13 protein-coding genes are annotated in these 16,682 nt (G+C 64.3%); 8 read left to right on the top strand and 5 right to left on the bottom strand.

What is annotated here, in order from left to right:
• Positions 1–450: 450 nt before the first annotated feature.
• The 7 genes from ACZ46Y_RS13040 to ACZ46Y_RS13010 all read left to right on the top strand — a co-directional run bounded on the left by ACZ46Y_RS13040 (position 451) and on the right by ACZ46Y_RS13010 (position 9,102).
• Entirely contained in the window at positions 451–1,203 is a 753-nt protein-coding gene (locus ACZ46Y_RS13040) for a GntR family transcriptional regulator (protein WP_311955668.1), read from the top strand.
• A 420-nt stretch (positions 1,204–1,623) separates the two neighbouring features.
• Positions 1,624–3,408 (top strand): glyoxylate carboligase, encoded by a 1,785-nt coding sequence (gene gcl / locus ACZ46Y_RS13035; protein ID WP_311955667.1) that lies wholly within the window; start codon positions 1,624–1,626, stop codon positions 3,406–3,408.
• Between the two features lie 99 nt (positions 3,409–3,507).
• Positions 3,508–4,284 carry a hydroxypyruvate isomerase gene (gene hyi / locus ACZ46Y_RS13030; protein ID WP_311955664.1) on the top strand — a complete coding sequence of 259 codons (777 nt, stop codon included), beginning with the start codon at positions 3,508–3,510 and terminating at the stop codon, positions 4,282–4,284.
• A gap of 80 nt (positions 4,285–4,364) precedes the next feature.
• Complete coding sequence (locus ACZ46Y_RS13025; RefSeq protein ID WP_311955663.1) at positions 4,365–5,252, top strand: 2-hydroxy-3-oxopropionate reductase; 888 nt, start codon at positions 4,365–4,367, stop codon at positions 5,250–5,252.
• Positions 5,253–5,512: 260 nt separating this feature from the next.
• Entirely contained in the window at positions 5,513–6,988 is a 1,476-nt protein-coding gene (gene pyk / locus ACZ46Y_RS13020) for a pyruvate kinase (protein WP_311955661.1), read from the top strand.
• A gap of 132 nt (positions 6,989–7,120) precedes the next feature.
• A complete protein-coding gene (locus ACZ46Y_RS13015; protein ID WP_311955660.1) occupies positions 7,121–7,843 on the top strand; it encodes a GntR family transcriptional regulator in 723 nt (240 codons plus the stop codon).
• A 407-nt stretch (positions 7,844–8,250) separates the two neighbouring features.
• Positions 8,251–9,102, top strand: coding sequence for a hypothetical protein (locus ACZ46Y_RS13010; RefSeq protein ID WP_311955658.1), 852 nt, complete (start codon positions 8,251–8,253; stop codon positions 9,100–9,102).
• Between the two features lie 133 nt (positions 9,103–9,235).
• On the opposite strand, the gene uraH is transcribed toward ACZ46Y_RS13010, so the two are convergent.
• Positions 9,236–9,613, bottom strand: coding sequence for a hydroxyisourate hydrolase (gene uraH, locus ACZ46Y_RS13005; RefSeq protein ID WP_311955654.1), 378 nt, complete (start codon positions 9,611–9,613; stop codon positions 9,236–9,238).
• A gap of 316 nt (positions 9,614–9,929) precedes the next feature.
• Here uraH and ACZ46Y_RS13000 point away from each other — a divergent pair, with 316 nt between their 5' ends.
• Entirely contained in the window at positions 9,930–10,583 is a 654-nt protein-coding gene (locus ACZ46Y_RS13000; RefSeq protein ID WP_311955650.1) for a peroxiredoxin, read from the top strand.
• A gap of 93 nt (positions 10,584–10,676) precedes the next feature.
• Here the strand turns inward: ACZ46Y_RS13000 and ACZ46Y_RS12995 are convergent, their stop codons facing one another.
• The 4 genes from ACZ46Y_RS12995 to cydD all read right to left on the bottom strand — a co-directional run bounded on the left by ACZ46Y_RS12995 (position 10,677) and on the right by cydD (position 16,633).
• Positions 10,677–11,675: a cytochrome d ubiquinol oxidase subunit II gene (locus tag ACZ46Y_RS12995; protein WP_311955647.1), complete on the bottom strand. Its 999-nt coding sequence runs from the start codon at positions 11,673–11,675 to the stop codon at positions 10,677–10,679.
• Complete coding sequence (locus ACZ46Y_RS12990; RefSeq protein ID WP_311955646.1) at positions 11,672–13,084, bottom strand: cytochrome ubiquinol oxidase subunit I; 1,413 nt, start codon at positions 13,082–13,084, stop codon at positions 11,672–11,674. The genes ACZ46Y_RS12995 and ACZ46Y_RS12990 overlap by 4 nt, the downstream gene beginning before the upstream one ends.
• Before the next feature lie 137 nt (positions 13,085–13,221).
• Positions 13,222–14,967, bottom strand: a complete 1,746-nt coding sequence (cydC, locus tag ACZ46Y_RS12985; protein WP_311955645.1) for a thiol reductant ABC exporter subunit CydC — start codon at positions 14,965–14,967, stop codon at positions 13,222–13,224.
• Entirely contained in the window at positions 14,960–16,633 is a 1,674-nt protein-coding gene (gene cydD / locus ACZ46Y_RS12980; protein WP_311955642.1) for a thiol reductant ABC exporter subunit CydD, read from the bottom strand. Before cydD ends, cydC begins: the two co-directional genes overlap by 8 nt.
• Between the last annotated feature and the right edge of the window lie 49 nt (positions 16,634–16,682).

Raw genomic sequence — 16,682 nt, 5'->3', positions numbered from 1 at the left:
CATCAATATCGAGCCACTGTACACAAAACGGTTGTGAAAAATAAATATGCTTGGCGTTTTTCTTTGCTGCCGTGACACCGCTCGGCGTTCGCCAGCTTCGCTGCGGCAGGCGCGGTAAGAGCGTCGCTGTAGCGCTGAAACAAAGTAAATTACTGAGTAAAACAACACGTTAATGATTTTTCTGTGGCTTTGGCGGCGCGTGGCGGACGGGTTTTTTATGCGCTTGGGGCGCTTATGATGCAGGCCGGTCCGGGCTAAGGGCTAGGTTAAGCCTTTAGTATAAGTGTATTTTTGTATACAAAAAGGGGCGATACTGTCTGCGTTATCGCGGCTATCGTTGACTCGAATGCCGGTGTAGCCGCTGCGCTGATGCTGTTACGCGTCCGATAGCCGAGCGCACCTGTCACCGCTGGATAAGCCCCGTTGGAGAAGACGAAAAAGGACTCAGCCATGGATAAGTTGCACGATAAGGAAAGCCAGCCGTCGGCGCCGGCCCGCGGCGGAGGGGCCGGTAAAAATGGCGACGGCGCCGAGCGGCATGAAGCCATTTACCGGGCCATCAGCGATGCGATTATCGAACATCAGCTGCTGCCGGGCGCCAGGCTGCGGGAGGATGCCCTGGCCGAGGTATTCAGCGTCAGCCGCACCGGGATACGCAAGATTTTGCAGCGGTTGGCTCTGGAGCAGCTGGTCACGCTCACGCCCCGGCGTGGGGCAAGTGTGACCCGGCCCACGGCGAGCGAGGCCCGGGACGTGTTCGCCGCCCGGCAGCTGGTGGAGTGCGGCCTGATGCCCGACGTCGCGCGGCGGATTACGCCGGAAGACGTCCGCGACCTGCGCCAGATGGCGCGCGCAGAGCGCGATGCCCTGGGGCGGAGCGAGAAAAGTCGGGCCATCAAGCTTTCTGCCGCGTTTCACGAGCGCCTGGGCGAGCTTTCCGGCAATGCCGCGCTTGCCGGTTTTATCCGTCAGCTGTGCTCGCGCTCCTCGCTGATTCTTGCCGTATACGGCAATACCGGCCACCTGGGCTGCGAGTCTCACGACCACGATGACCTGGTGGGGTACCTGGAGCGTGGCGAAGGCACCAACGCCAAGGCGTTCATGCAGCGCCATCTCAGGGAGGTTGAAGCCTCGCTTGCGGTAGTAGAAGAGCAGGCCGGCGCGCCCGACCTGCACCAGATATTCGGGCTGGGCGGCCACTAAAGCGCCGGGCTTTGCGGTGCGGTAACGCCGCCGCCGCGTGCCTGCTGACGGTGGCTAAACTCTGCGCTGGCCCTGGTCGCTGGGTTGAAGCTCCCTCCTTATCTCACAGTTTATTGACTTAATGCCTTGATTAACCGGTGAAAAATGAGCCGATCGGCAAGGCAGATGCCATTTTTTCATTTTAATGGAAAATATTTCCACAAATTATTGACAGCTCGGCGTCTAGCGCATACTTTTGAATACAAGTACTGGATACCGTTGTGGCCACCGCCCTTTAAAGACCGACGGTCGGGTGGCCGGTTTTGAACACAACCGTATCGGCTACGGCAATGTTCCTGACGGCGGGACGTTCGTTTATCGAGGGGCGCTGGCGCTTGCCTGATCAGAGCAGCCGGGGTTCCTGACTGAGGAGAGATTCAAATGGCTAAGATGACTGCTGCTGAAGCCGCCATCCACGTGCTCAAGAAAGAAGGCGTGGACGTGACGTTCGGCCTGCCCGGCGCGGCGATCAACCCGTTCTATGCGGCCATGCGCAAGGTGGGCGGCGTGGATCACGTGCTGGCACGCCACGTCGAGGGCGCCTCGCACATGGCCGAGGGTTACACCCGCACCGAGGCGGGCAATATCGGCGTGTGTGTGGGCACCTCGGGCCCGGCCGGCACCGACATGATCACCGGCCTTTACTCGGCCAGCGCCGATTCCATTCCGATCCTGTGCGTGACCGGCCAGGCGCCGGCGGCCAAGCTGCACAAGGAAGACTTCCAAGCGGTCGATATCCAGGCGATTGCCGAGCCGGTTACCAAGTGGGCGATCACCGTGCTGGAGCCGGCCCAGGTGCCGCGTGCCTTCCAGAAAGCCTTCCAGCTAATGCGCAGCTCGCGCCCCGGCCCGGTGCTGATCGACCTGCCCATCGACGTGCAGATGAGCGAAATCGAGTTCGACCCGGATACCTACGAGCCGCTGCCGGCGTACAAGCCGAGCGCCAGCCGGGCGCAGATCGAAAAAGCGCTGGGCATGCTCAACGAGTCCGAGAAGCCGCTGCTGGTAGCCGGCGGCGGCATCATCAACGCCGATGCCAGCGACCTGCTCACCGAGTTTGCCGAAACGGCGGGTATTCCGGTGATCCCCACGCTGATGGGCTGGGGCGCGATTCCCGACGACCACGAGCTGATGGCCGGCATGGTGGGGCTGCAGACGCACCACCGCTACGGTAACGCCACCATGCTCGAGTCCGACTTTGTCATGGGCATCGGCAACCGCTGGGCCAACCGTCACACCGGTGACGTCGCGACCTATACCGAAGGCCGCCAGTTCGTCCACGTCGATATCGAGCCGTTCCAGATCGGGCGCATCTTCGGCCCGGACTACGGCATCGTCTCCGACGCCAAGGCAGCCCTTGAGCTGTTCGTCGAAGTGGCCAAGGAGTGGAAGGCCGCGGGCAAGCTGAAGGACCGCAGCGCCTGGGCCAAGGAGTGCTACGATCGCAAGCGTGACACGGCCATGCTGCGCAAGACCGACTTCAAGGAGACGCCGGTCAAGCCCCAGCGCGTTTACCAGGAAATGAACAAGGCGTTCGGCAAGAACACGCGCTACGTCTCGTCCATCGGCCTGTCGCAGATCGCCGGCGCGCAGTTCCTGCACGTCTACAAGCCGCGCCACTGGATCAACTGTGGCCAGGCCGGCCCGCTGGGCTGGACCATTTCGGCGGCGCTGGGCGTGCGTCGCGCCGACCCGAAGACCGATATCGTCGCGCTGTCCGGCGACTATGACTTCCAGTTCATGATCGAAGAGCTGGCCGTGGGCGCGCAGTTCAACCTGCCCTACATCCACGTGCTGGTGAACAACTCCTACCTGGGCCTGATCCGCCAGTCCCAGCGCGGCTTTGACATGGACTATCAGGTTCAGCTGGCGTTTGAGAACATCAACTGCCCGGAAATCAACGGCTACGGCGTTGACCATGTCTCCGTGGTAGAAGGGCTGGGCTGTAAAGCCATTCGCGTCACCGACCCGGAAGAGATTGCTCCGGCTTTCGAGAAAGCCAAGCAGCTCAAGGAAGAGTACCAGGTGCCGGTCGTGGTAGAGGTGATTCTCGAGCGGATCACCAACATCTCCATGAGCGGCAAGGATCTGAGCACCGTTAACGAGTTCGAGGCGCTGGCCGAAAACGAGACCGACGCGCCGAGCTCCATCGCTTCCCTGCGCTAAGCAACGGCTACTCTCCGGCGCCGGCGGTTACCGGTGCCGGGCACTTTGATAGGCACGCCAAGCGCGTTGACATACACGCAAACACACAGGGAGATTGATATGGCTAAATTTGCCGCGAATCTCAGCATGCTGTTCACCGAGGTGGATTTCCTCGACCGCTTCAAGGAAGCCGGCGACGCGGGCTTCAAGGGCGTGGAATACCTCTTCCCCTACGACTTCGAAGCGTCCGAGATCAAAAAGCGCCTGGACGACAACGGCCTGGAACAGGTGCTGTTCAACCTGCCGGCCGGCGACTGGGGGGCCGGCGAGCGCGGCATCGGCTGCCACCCGGACCGCGTGGACGAATTCCGCGAAGGCGTGGACAAGGCCATCGAGTACGCCAAGGTACTGGGCAACACCCAGGTCAACTGCCTGGCGGGTATCCAGCCGGAAGGCGTCAGCGACGACGAGGCGCGCAAGACGCTAATCGACAACCTGCGCTTTGCCGCCGACAGGCTCAAGGGCGAAGGGCTTCTGCTGATCGCCGAGCCGATCAACACCCGCGATATCCCGGGCTTCTTCCTCAACCGCACCGAGCAGGCGATCGCGCTGTTTGACGAGGTCGGCAGCGACAATCTCAAGCTGCAGTACGACATCTATCACATGCAGATCATGGAAGGCGATATCGCGCCGACCATCGAAAAGCATCTCAAGCGTATCGCCCACGTGCAGCTGGCCGACAACCCGGGCCGCCACGAGCCGGGCACCGGCGAAATCAACTACCCCTTCCTGTTCGCCCACCTCGATGGCCTGGGCTACAGTGGCTGGATCGGCTGCGAATACAAGCCGAAGGCCGGTACCAGGGAAGGGCTTGGCTGGCTGAAAGACGCGCGCTAAGCCATACACAAGACATAAGCCGTACGTGTCCACCTTACCCACAGGGGACACGTATTCAGTGCAAGTGATAGGAGACTACTATGAGCAAGATCGGTTTTATCGGACTGGGTATCATGGGTCGCCCGATGGCAGGCCATCTGCTGGACGCCGGCCACGACATCTACACCGTTGTGCACAACTCGCCGCTGCCGTCTGACCTCAAGGAAAAGGGCGCCAACGTCGTCGACACCCCCAAGGCGGTTGCCGAGCAGTCCGAGATCATCATCACCATGGTGCCGGACACGCCGGACGTGGAAAACGTCCTGTTCGGCGAGAACGGCGTGATCGAAGGCCTGAAGAAAGACACCCTGGTCATCGACATGAGCTCCATTGCGCCGATGCCCACTCAGGACTTCGCCAAGCGCATCAAGGAGGCCGGCGGTGACTACCTCGACGCCCCGGTATCCGGCGGTGAAGGCGGTGCCATCAACGCTGCGCTTACCATCATGGTAGGCGGTAGCGAAGCTGCCTTTGAGCGCGGCAAGCCGGTTCTCGAAGTGATGGGCTCATCCATCACTCACATCGGCGAAAACGGCTCCGGCCAGACCTGTAAGGTCGCCAACCAGATCGTCGTGGCGCTGACCATTGAAGCCGTTTCCGAGGGCCTGCTGTTCGCCTCCAAGGCGGGCGCCGACGTCGCCAAGGTGCGCGAGTCGCTGCTCGGCGGGCTGGCGCAGTCGAAGATTCTGGACGTCCACGGCGAGCGCATGATCAACCGCACCTTCGACCCGGGCTTCAAGGTCAAGCTGCACCAGAAGGATCTTAACCTGGCGCTGGAAGGCGCGCGGACGCTGGACGTGTCCCTGCCGGGTACCGCCAACGCCCAGCAGCTCTTCCAGGCCTGCGCGGCCAACGGCGGCGCCGACTGGGACCACGCGGGCATGGTGCGCGCGCTGGAAATGCTGGCCAACCACGAAGTCGGCAAGTAATCCGCCGCTTGCGGCGCGCGACCGTGAGCGCCGCGTCCTGAGTCAGGTGCCACCCCCGGGCAAAGAGGGTGGCACCTGTTGCCACCATGCAAATGGTGCCCCTATCCCGGCGTCAGGCCCGCATCGTCGCTTGTTAAAGCGCCTGACGCCGGTTTTCCTCCCTCCCTCTTTGCCCCCTGGAACATTCAAGCGTGACGGGGACAGCCAACCCGCACCAACGTTAACGAATTTCGCGCCTCTCCGGCGCTGCCGAGGTCCGTATGAATAACAATACCTATGTTCCCATTCGCCGCACCAAGATCGTCGCTACGCTGGGGCCCGCCAGCGACCGCGAGGGCGAGTTGGAGCGCATGCTGCGCGCCGGCGTCGACGTCGTTCGCCTCAACTTTTCCCACGGCTCGGCGGACGACCACCGCCAGCGGCTGACTCAGGTGCGCGAGATTGCCGATCGCATCGGCAAGAGCGTCGCCGCCCTTGCCGACCTGCAGGGCCCCAAGATCCGCATCGCCCGCTTCAAGGACGGTGAAGTCGAGCTCGAAGAAGGCAAGCCCTTCGTTCTCGACATGGAGCTGGACAGCGACGCCGGCGACGACACCCGGGTAGGCTGCGACTACAAGACCCTGGCCGATGACCTGGACGTCGGCGATCGCCTGCTGCTGGACGACGGCCGCCTGGTGCTCGACGTTGACGCGGTCAAGGGCCGCGAAGTCCACACCCACGTTATTGTCGGCGGTACGCTTTCCAACAACAAAGGCATCAATAAGCTGGGCGGCGGCTTGTCCGCGCCGGCGCTGACCGACAAGGACAGGGAAGATCTGCAAACCGCGCTGGACATCGGTGTGGACTACATGGCCGTGTCGTTTCCGCGGACCGCGGCCGACATGGAAGAGGCGCGCCAGCTGCTGGGCGAGAAAGGCAAGGAGATCGGCCTGGTGGCCAAGATCGAGCGCGCCGAGGCGGTGGCCGACGACGACACCCTGGACGGCATCATCAAGGCCTCCGAAGCGGTCATGGTCGCCCGGGGGGATCTGGGCGTGGAAATCGGCGACTCCCAGCTGATCGGCGTGCAAAAGCGCATCATCAAGCGCGCGCGCACCCTGAACCGCGCGGTGATCACCGCCACCCAGATGATGGAGTCGATGATCGAGTCGCCGCTGCCCACCCGGGCCGAGGTCTTCGACGTGGCCAATGCCGTGCTCGACGGCACCGACGCGGTGATGCTTTCCGCGGAAACCGCCGCCGGCGACTACCCGGTGGAAACCGTCGAGGCCATGGACCGCGTGTGCCTGGGCGCCGAGCGCGAGCGCAGTACCCAGGAATCCGGCCACCGCATTCACCAGGGTTTCACCCGCAGCGATGAGACCGTGGCGCTGTCGGCGATGTATGCCGCCAACCATCTGGAAGGCGTCTCCGCCATTGCCTGCATGACCTCGAGCGGCTACACCGCGCTGATTGCCTCGCGTATTCACTCCGGTCTGCCCATTGTGGGGCTCGCCCACAGCGCTATTGCCCAGCGGCGCATGGCGCTTTACCGCGGCGTGGTGTCGCTTGCGTTTGATACCAGCCGCATGGAGGCCTCGGCGCTTCACGGCAATGCCCTGGCGCTGCTGGTCAAGGAGGGGCTTGCCCACGTCGGCGACCACGTCATCGTGACCCGCGGCGATCACATGAACGCCCACGGCGGCACCAACACTATGAAAGTGCTGCGCGTCACCGACGCCCACCGGCGAGACTGACCCGGCGAAGCCGGGCGTCAGCGCGATCCATCGCGGCAGAAAGGCGGCATCCTGAAGCAGACGCTGTCTTTTTGCCGCCTTTCGGGGCTAAAATGCGCCGTTTTATGGTGAACTCATTGTGGAGAACGGTCGATGAACCCCGTCTGGCGTAAAACGCTGTCGCCGTCTGCGCGGGAGCGCGGTCGCGTCAGCGATCAGGATATTGTGGATCACATTCGCGCGGCGGTGCTGATGCAGCGCCTGCCGCCGGATACCCGGCTGCCCGAAGTCACGCTGGGCGAGGTGTTCGGCGTCAGCCGTTCGGTGGTGCGCAAGGCGCTCACCCGGCTGGCCTCGGAGCACGTGCTGGACCAGCGCCCCAACCAGGTGGCGCGGGTGCGGGCGCCCACCATCGAGGAAACCCGCGACACCTTCGCCGCGCGGCGGCTGGTAGAAGGCGAAGCCGTGGCGCTTCAGGCCGGCAGCCTCGACGCCAAAGCGCTGGACGCGTTGAGCCATCACGTCGAGCAGGAAAAGCTGGCCTACGCCAAGGGCGACGAGCCGGCGCGCATCGAGCACTCGCTGAGCTTCCACCATCTGCTGGCGGAGCATGCGCCCAACCGTATCCTGGGCTCCATGCTTACCGACCTGATCGTGCGGACGTCCATTGTGATTGCGCTGTACAAGCGCCCGAGCCTGGGCTCCTGCTACCTGGAAGGCGACCATCCCCGACTGCTGGAAAGCCTGCAGCGCGGCGACGCCGAGGCGGCCAGAGCCGGCGTTGACCACCATCTGTACAGCCTGGAGAACCTGCTGGACCTGTGCCCCCGAGAGGCAGAAACCGATCTGATGGCCATCTTCGGCGCTCGTAGCTAGCGCGACTCAGGCCGACTCACCCCCAGCCGCTTCCGGCTGCATCGCAACGGCGCCCCACGGGCGCCGTTTTTTGTGGGCGGTCGTGGGCGGCGCGCTGCCGGGGAAGCGGCGAAAAACCGGCTGTGTGCCGGATGAAGGCATAAAGAACAACAACATTTCGGCGAAACTGTTGTCGCTTCGTGGCATTTTGTGTAGGTTATTATTGTATACAAGGGGTGTCGGGATCATGACCGGCGCCTTGTTCGGCTGACGCCCCTTTAGCTGTCAATCCGGACGTATCGCAAGCTGACTGTGACCCCGACAACAAAGCGCCAAGGCGCAACAACGCGGCGGGGCAGTCGGAGCCAACAGCCGGCGCTAAAGCACCGGCCTCGACTCTTACAATAAAACCAAAGGGTATTTGACTGATGTTTAACACCAAACACTCCGTGGCCGCCCTGGTAGGTGCCACGACGCTGGCGGCGTGCGCCTTCACCCAGGCCCAGGCGGCGACCTGGAGCGACTCTTTCATCGGTTATCGCTACGGCACCGACTTTACCGAGCCGGGCCCCGGTCCTCAGAAAGACGGGGACAAGCACATCGAAAAGCATATTCTTCAGTTCAACTACGTTGGCGGCCACTCGCTGGGCCAGCACCTGTTCAACATTGATCTGCTGCAGTCCGACAGCAACGACCCGACAAGCGGCGGCGATACCGGCGCGACCGAGGCCTACGTGATGTATCGCAACCAGCTGCACTACGGCAAGCTGTTTGGCGATGAGCTGGCGTTTGGCCCGGTCAAGGACGTGGCGCTGACCGGCGGCGTGGATCTCAATACCAAGAACACCGAATTTGCCCCGCGCAAGCGCCAGCTGCTGGCGGGCCCGACGCTCAAATTTGACGTGCCGGAAGGCTTTCTCGACCTGAGCCTGTTCTACTCCTACGAGTGGAACCACGCCAACTTCATCGGCACCCGTGAGTTTGACGACTACTACCAGGTCAACCTGGCGTGGGGTCTGCCCTTTGAAGCGGGTCCGGTGCCGATGAAGTTTCAGGGCTTTTTCAACTACAACGGCGCCAAGGGCAAGGGCGGCGGTAGTGAACATACCAAGCCCGAGCGCCTATCACGCCCGTCGCTGATGATGGACGTCGGCAAGCTTGCCTGGGGCGAGGAAAACCGTCTCTGGGCCGGCGTGGGCTACGAGTTCTGGCGCAACAAGTTCGGCAACAAGGGCGTGGATACCGATGCCGCCACGTTTAACCTGGAGTGGCACCTGTAGGCACTCCTATCGCAGCACGGCCAGGCTCGCACTAGCTTGCTGAAAAACCTGCCCCCGTTGCCTTGCGGCAACGGGGGCAGGTTCGTTTGGGGCGCTATACGGGAGCTAATAGTGCCGCTGGCGGCGATACGCTTTAGTTGCCGCGGTAGGTGGAGTAGCCGTAGGGGCTCAGCAGCAGCGGAATATGGTAGTGGTCCAGCTCGCCGTCGATGGCGAAGACTACCGGCACCTCGGGGAAAAAGGTTTCGGTGTCGTGGCTTTCGAACCATTCGCCGGTATCGAACGTCACCCGGTAAACGCCGTTTTCAAGCTCGGTATCTTCGGGGTAGAGCGCGTTGATGCGGCCGTTGTCGCCGGTGACGGCGCTGTTGATTTCTTTCCACTCGCCGTCGTCGTGACGCTGCTCAAGCGTGACGTTGACGTCCGGCGAGGGCAGGCCGTTTTCGATGTTGAGCACGTGCACGCTCATGGGGTTGTCGGCGGCCAGGCTGGCGCCGGCAATAGTGGCCATCAGGCTGCCGGTAGCAGGGCGGTAGTCAGCGCTGTTTTCATCAAAGGCTCCTAAGGTTGTCCAGTTATTGTACACAGTATATTTTTTATAGCACTTTCTGGTCGGCGTCAAGAAAAACCGAGCATCGACGCCGATGGCTGATCGGAGCGAAAGCTGGCAGAGCGGGTGGGAAGAGCAGGCAGAATCGTAATTAAGTAATAAGAATTTTGTATTTAATGCTATTTGTACATAAGTCGCTGCCGGGTCTATGATGGAAGCGTATGGATCAAGCTGCGTCCAATACGGACGCCAGAAACGCAACTGTCAGGAGTCAACGATGTCGCTACGTATCAACGAGACCGTCCCGGATTTTGACGCGCCGACGAGCCAGGGCAATATCAGCTTTCACGACTGGATCGGCGACGACTGGGCGATCCTCTTTTCCCACCCGAAAGACTTCACCCCGGTGTGCACCACCGAGTTTGGCGCCGTGGCCACGCTGAATGACGAGTGGCAAAAGCGCGGGACCAAGGTAATCGGCGTCTCCGTTGACGGCGTGGAGGATCACCAGGGCTGGGTCAAGGATATCGAGTCCTACGCCGGCTGCGCTGTAGGTTTCCCGATCATCGCCGACGAAGACCTCAAGGTTTCCAAGCTGTTCGACATGCTGCCGGCGGAAGCCTACCTGCCGGACGGCCGCACGCCGGCGGACAGTGCCACGGTGCGCTCGGTGTTCATCATCGGCCCGGACAAGCAGCTCAAGCTGTCCATGACCTACCCGATGAACGTCGGCCGTAACTTCGGCGAAATCCTGCGCGCGCTGGATGCCCTGCAGACCGCTGCCGGCCACGGCGTTGCTACGCCGGCCGACTGGACCGTCGGCGAAGACATCATTATTCCGCCGAGCGTGTCCGACGACGATGCCCGGGCCAAATTCGGCGAGTTCGAAGCGCCGCTGCCCTACGTGCGCAAGGCCAAGCAGCCCCAGTAAGGGTTTTGCCCGACGCCGTGCCATAAAATAAAAGCCGCCTCGCATGGCTGCGAGGCGGCTTTTTTCGTGCAGGGCTAGCGCTTCACGGCGCTATCAATGGTAGCCGTCGTCGGCCTTCACCTTGCCGCGGAACACCCAGTACGTCCAGGTGGTATAGGCGAGGATGACGGGGATAACGAACACCGTGCCGATGAGCAGGAAGACCTGGGATTCCGGCGCCGAGGCGGCGTCCCAGATGGTGTAGTCCGGCGGCACGATGACCGGCCATTTGCTGGCGATCATGCCCAGATAGGTAAAGATAAACAGCCCCAGCGCCATGATGAAGGGGCGACCCTCCTCGCGCTGCTTGACCGCGCGGTACAGGGCGGCGGCGCAGGCCATGGCGAGAATAGGGAATACCCAGATCAGGTGAATATGGCTGAGCCAGCGCTCGCGGACGTCCACGCTTACCAGCGGCGTCCACAGGCTGATCACGGCAAACACGCCGAGCACCGCCCAAAGCAGCCGGGGGGTAATGGCGTAGGCCCAGTTCTGGACGTGCCCTTCGGACTTGAGGATCAGCCAGGTAGCGCCGAGCAGCGCGTAGCCCGCCATCAGCCCAAGGCCGGTGACCACGGTGAACGGCGTCAGCCAGTCGAAGGCGCCGCCGACAAAGACCCCGTCTTCCACCGGGAAGCCCTGAATATAGGCGCCGACCACCGCCCCCTGGGCGAAGGTGGCCACCACGGAGCCCCAGCAGAAGGCGCGGTTCCACCAGTGGCGGTTCCGCTTTGCCTTGAAGCGAAACTCAAAGGAAATGCCGCGGAATATCAGCCCCGCGAGCATCAGGAACACGCCGATATAAAGCGCCGGCAGAAACACCGAATAAACCAGCGGAAAGGCGCCGAGGAGGCCGGCCCCGCCCAGCACCAGCCAGGTTTCGTTGCCGTCCCATACCGGGGCCACCGAGTTCATCATCACGTCCCGGGAGTTTTCGTCCGGGGCGAAGGGGTAGAGGATTCCCAGCCCCAGATCAAAGCCGTCCATCAGCACGTACATGATGACACCAAAGCCGATAATGCCGGCCCATACCAGGGTAATGTCCAGATTCATGACTTGGCTCCCTGCAGGTCGTTGTCGTCAAAGGGCGTATGCGCGGCGGACAGCGGACGCTTGGCGCTTCCCATGCCGTCGTTGATTTCGTCGGGCTCGGGCAGCATGCCGTTGCTGATGACCCGGGTCAGATAGTAAATACCGACCATGAACACCACGGCGTATACCGCCATATAACCAATCAGGGTGAACAGCGCCATGGCGCCGGTGAGCGACGGCGTCAGCCCCTCGGCGTGGGTCATCACGCCGTATACCAGCCAGGGTGAGCGGCCGGACTCGGTGACCACCCAGCCGGCCAGCACGGCGACGAAAGGCGCGCCGATCATGCCCACCAGGGTCTTCAGGTAGAGCGGGTGGCGATAGACGCGCCCGCCCCGGCGCAGGACAAGCCCGGCCAGCGCCACGGCGATCATCGCCAGGCCCAGGCCCACCATGATGCGAAACGACCAGAAGACGATAAACACCGGCGGCTGCTCTTCGGCCGACACGTCCTCAAGCCCCGGCACCGTGCCGTCGAGGTCGTGGGTCAGGATCAGGCTGGCGAGACGGGGAACCGCTATTTCCAGGTGGTTGGTCTGGGCGCCCTTGTCGGGCAGGGCAAAGAGCAGCAGCGGCACGCCGGAGTCAGTTTCCCAGTTGCCTTCCATGGCCGCCACCTTGGTCGGCTGATGCTCCAGGGTGTTGAGGCCGTGGAAGTCGCCCACCACCGCCTGAGCCGGCGTCAGAATCAAGAGCATCCACAGGCACATGGAGAGCGCTTTCTTGTTGGCCTCGACGTCGCGCTTGCGCAGCAGAAACCAGGCGCTGACGCCGGCCACCACAAAGCCCCCGGTCAAAAACGACGCCATGACCATGTGGGCAAAGCGGTAGCGGAAGGAGGGGTTGAAGATGGCCTCGGTCCAGGAAGTAATATGAAAGCGGCCGTCGATCAGCTCATAGCCCACCGGCGTCTGCATCCAGCTGTTGGCGGAGAGGATCCAGAACGAGGAAATGAAGGTCCCAAGCGCCACCATGAGCGCAGCAAACAGGTGCGCGCCTTCGGGCACCTTGTCGCGGCCAAACAGCAGCACGCCGAGAAAGCCGGCCTCGAGGAAAAACGCCGTCAGCACTTCGTAGCTCAGCACCGGGCCCAAAAAATTGGACGTGGCCTGGGAGAAGTTGCTCCAGTTGGTGCCGAACTGGAACGACATGACGATGCCCGACACCACGCCCATGCCGAACACCACGGCAAAGACCCTGGTCCAGAACAGCGCCAGGCGGTCCCAGGCGGGGTTCTTGGTTTTGTAGAACAGGCCGTGCAGCAGGGCGATGTAGGATGCCAGACCGATGGTGAACACCGGAAAAATGGCGTGAAACAGCACCACGAAAGCAAATTGCAGCCTGGAGAGCAGAAGCGGATCCAGCTCCATGATGACCTCCGGGGGATAAAAGGGGCGTACCGAAACAAGCCGGCAAATGTGCAGCTAAGTTTCATTCATATAGAGGTTAGCGCTTTTTGCAGCGGATTAGCACTGACCTATCGTCTATACGCTGTGTGAATATCCTATTACTGCGGGCTGCCCTCAGGGCCGTGGTGTATGGTCGCAGCGCGCGTCGGCCGGCCGTTGACCAGCGATATCGTCTGCTGAATGCCCGGTAGCGCGACCTCACCGCCGGCCTTGTGCACCAGATAAACCACGCTGCGCCCGGCAAGCCAGGCGTCAAGCGCGGCGCCCAGCGCCTGCGCCGTGGTTCGGTCGACGCCGGCAAAGGGTTCGTCGAGCACCACCAGCGCCGGGTCGCGCAGGAAAAGCCGCGCCAGCGCCACCCGGCGCGCCTGGCCGCCGGAAATCCGCCGGCCGCCTTCGCCCACCCGAGTCTTTAGCCCCTGGGGGAGCGCTCCCGCCCAGGCGGCAAGCGAGACCTGGTCGAGCGCCTGCCAGAGCGCTTCGTTGTCGGCCTCCGGGTTGGCCAGGCGCAGGTTGGCGGCGAGGCTATCGTCGAGCAGCTCGGTCTGCTGGGTCAGCACCGCGACCCGGCGGCGCAGCGCCTCCTCGGGCCAGGCGTCGAGCGCTATATCGCCAAGGGTGATGCTGCCTTCCGACGGCGCCAGCTGGCGGCCGAGCAGGGCGGTGAGAGTCGACTTGCCCGAGCCGGAAGCGCCCTCGACGGCCAGCCGCTCACCCGGAGCAAGGCGCAGCGAGAGCCCGTCCAGCGCCGGCTCCAGCGCGCCCGGGTAGCGCACGCCGACGTCGTCGAGGGTCAGCGTCAGTTCGCCCGAGGGGGGTGCTTTGGTGGGCTCCGGCTCGGCGGCAGGCGCGGGGTCGGCCAGCTCGTTGAGCCGCTCGGCCGCGCCCCGGGTGGCGCCGAGCCAGGTAAAGGCCGCCGGCAGCGCGCCGAAGGCCTCGTTCATGGCCAGCACCGCCATGGGCAGCATCACTGTTACCGCGCCGCTGATGCTGCCGGCCTCGAAGGCGCCGGCGGCAAGCCACAGGGTGACCGCAACGGCGGTGCCGGTCAGCCATACCTGCAGCGCGTTGCCCAGCGCCACCCGGCGGCCAAGCTGGCGCTGGCTTTCGTGCAGGCGGGCTTCCAGCCGTTCGAGCCGTTGCTGGCGCTCGGCCAGGGTGGCGTAGGCTTCAAGCTCCGCAAGCCCCTGCAAGGTTTCCATGACGCCGCCGCGCAGCGCCTCAAGCTCGCTTACGTGGCGGCGGCTCGCGGCCATGCCCAGCCGCGCCTGCCCCAGGGTAAACCACAGCCAGCCGGCCAGCAGCGCAGCGCCCAGCACCGCGCCGGCCAGGGGCACAAAATATGCCACGAAGGCGCTGAGCAGGGCCCCGGCTACCAGCGCCACGGCGGGCGGCGCCAGCAGCCGCAGGTAGAGGCTGTCCAGGGTGTCGATGTCCGCGGTCAGGCGGTTGAGCCAGTCGCTGGCCCGGCGGCCGGCGAGCACCCGGCTGCTTTGGCCGGCCAGCGCGGCAAACAGCCGGGTGCGCAGATCGGCGAGCAGGCGCAGCACCGTATCGTGGTTGTACAGCCGCTCCAGATAGCGGCTCGCCGTGCGGGTGACGGCAAACAGGCGGATCAGGCCGCCGGGCACGTAGACGTCAAGCGTTGCCGCCACGCCGGCGGCGAACAGCAGGCCGGTGAGGCCGGTCGCGGTGATGAACCAGCCGGACACCGCAAACAGCCCCAGCGCCGACAACAGCGTCAGCGCCATGAGCCCCCCGCCCAGCCACAGCCGGCGGCGGCGTTTGGCGAGCACGCCGAGCCAGGGGCGCAGGGTGCGCATAAGGGATGAAGAATCAGCCATGGGGCACCTCCTCGAGCCGGCCCTGATCCAGCTGCCAGCGGCGGCTGGCCAGGGCAATCAGCGCCGGATGGTGGGTGGCGATGATCAGGGTGCGCCCGGCGGCCTTAAGCGCCTCAAGGGCGCTCATGATCGCCTGCTCGCTGCGGGCGTCGAGGCTGGCCGTGGGCTCGTCGAGCAGCACCAGCGGCGCGGCCGAGAGAAACACCCGGGCCAGCGCCAGCCGCTGGGCCTGGCCGCCGGATAGCCCGGCGCCGCGCTCGCCGACGGGCGTCTGGAGTCCCTGGGGCAGGCGCGCGAGCAGCTCGCCCAGGTGCGCGCTTTCCAGCGCCCGGGTGAGCGCGGCGTCGTCGGCCTCCGGGTCGGCCAGGCGCAGGTTGTCGGCAAGCGTGCCGTGGACCAGCAGCGGGCGCTGGTCCATCCATGCAAAGCGCAGGTTTGGGGCGCGCCGGCAGGCGCCGTCCTCCTCGGGGGCGACAAAGCCCGCCGCCAGCTGCAGCAGCGTGGACTTGCCGCTGCCCGAGGCGCCGGTGATCACGATGGTATCGCCCCGGTTGACCGTCGTCGTGACCGGCCCCAGCACCGTGCCGCGGCCCGGATGGGCGACGCTTGCCGCGTCGAGCACCAGCAAATCTTCCTCGCTTGCGGGGGGCGGCGACGGGGCATCATTGCGGCGCGTGGCCGGCACCGGCTGGTCGAGCAGTTCGGCAATGCGTTCGGCCGCGCCCAGGGCGGCGGCGCGGTCGTGGTAGTGCTGGGCGAGGCTGCGCAGCGGCTGAAAGAACTCCGGCGCCAGCAGCAGGATGAAAAGCCCGCTGAACAGCGTCAGCTCGTCGGCGGGGCCGTAGCCGATATAGCCCAGCAGCCCGAAGCCCACGTAGATGGCCACCACGGCAATGGCCACCGAGGCAAAGAACTCCAGCACCGCCGAGGAGAGAAACGCCAGCCGCAGGGTGCGCATGCTGCGCACGCGGTAGCCGTCCGCCGCGGCGTGAATGCTCTGGGTGGCGCGCTCGGTGTGGCCGAACAGCCGGAGCGTGGTGAGGCTGCGCACGCGGTCGATGAAGTGCCCCGACAGCTGCGACACGGCGGCGAACTGCTCGCGGTTGAGCCGCTCGGCGCCCATGCCCACCAGCGCCATGAACAGCGGAATCAAGGGGGCGGCCAGCAGCAGAAAGATCGCCGCCAGCCAGTCGAGGTAGAGCGTGATGCCAAGCACCAGCAGCGGCACCGCCACGGCGAGTACCAGCTGCACGCGAAAGCGCGCCAAGTAGCCGTCCAGCGCCTCCACCTGCTCCACCGCCTGGTAGGCAAGCGACGCGGTGTGGTGCCCGGCCACCTGCACCGGCCCCAGCCGCGCCAGGTGATCCAGCAGTCGGTGGCGCAGGCGCTTGCGCACCGCCAGCGAGGCGTCCTGGGCCAGGGTTTCCCGGGCGTAGCCGAGCAGCCCGCGTAGAGGCAGCGTTGAAAGCCAGAGAGCAAACGGCAGCGCCATCCGGGCAAGCGGCCGGTGATCGACCAGCAAGGCGCTGGCGATCCAGGCAAAGAGCCCCGCCTGAAGTACGACCAGAGCCCCTTCCAGCAGGCCGCAGCCGGCGGCCAGAGCCAGGCGCCGGCGCTGGGTGGCGGCAAGGTCGGTGAGTAGCCGGGTGGCGGTAAGCGCGGGCATGAAGGCTCCTTGGCAGCACGGGCAACCAGCTTAAGCCCTGCGCCGGCGT

The organism is Halomonas garicola, assembly GCF_055382465.1.
The sequence above is the reverse complement of the archived record's forward strand: the minus strand, read 5'-3'. Positions and strand labels throughout refer to the sequence as shown.

Excerpts from the sequence above, each read along its gene's own strand:
- ACZ46Y_RS13040 (WP_311955668.1), top strand. The coding sequence starts at position 451 with ATGGATAAGTTGCACGATAAGGAAAGCCAGCCGTCGGCGCCGGCCCGC.
- gcl (WP_311955667.1), top strand. The coding sequence starts at position 1,624 with ATGGCTAAGATGACTGCTGCTGAAGCCGCCATCCACGTGCTCAAGAAA.
- hyi (WP_311955664.1), top strand. The coding sequence starts at position 3,508 with ATGGCTAAATTTGCCGCGAATCTCAGCATGCTGTTCACCGAGGTGGAT.
- ACZ46Y_RS13025 (WP_311955663.1), top strand. The coding sequence starts at position 4,365 with ATGAGCAAGATCGGTTTTATCGGACTGGGTATCATGGGTCGCCCGATG.
- pyk (WP_311955661.1), top strand. The coding sequence starts at position 5,513 with ATGAATAACAATACCTATGTTCCCATTCGCCGCACCAAGATCGTCGCT.
- ACZ46Y_RS13015 (WP_311955660.1), top strand. The coding sequence starts at position 7,121 with ATGAACCCCGTCTGGCGTAAAACGCTGTCGCCGTCTGCGCGGGAGCGC.
- ACZ46Y_RS13010 (WP_311955658.1), top strand. The coding sequence starts at position 8,251 with ATGTTTAACACCAAACACTCCGTGGCCGCCCTGGTAGGTGCCACGACG.
- uraH (WP_311955654.1), bottom strand. The coding sequence starts at position 9,613 with ATGGCCACTATTGCCGGCGCCAGCCTGGCCGCCGACAACCCCATGAGC.
- ACZ46Y_RS13000 (WP_311955650.1), top strand. The coding sequence starts at position 9,930 with ATGTCGCTACGTATCAACGAGACCGTCCCGGATTTTGACGCGCCGACG.
- ACZ46Y_RS12995 (WP_311955647.1), bottom strand. The coding sequence starts at position 11,675 with ATGAATCTGGACATTACCCTGGTATGGGCCGGCATTATCGGCTTTGGT.
- ACZ46Y_RS12990 (WP_311955646.1), bottom strand. The coding sequence starts at position 13,084 with ATGGAGCTGGATCCGCTTCTGCTCTCCAGGCTGCAATTTGCTTTCGTG.
- cydC (WP_311955645.1), bottom strand. The coding sequence starts at position 14,967 with ATGGCTGATTCTTCATCCCTTATGCGCACCCTGCGCCCCTGGCTCGGC.
- cydD (WP_311955642.1), bottom strand. The coding sequence starts at position 16,633 with ATGCCCGCGCTTACCGCCACCCGGCTACTCACCGACCTTGCCGCCACC.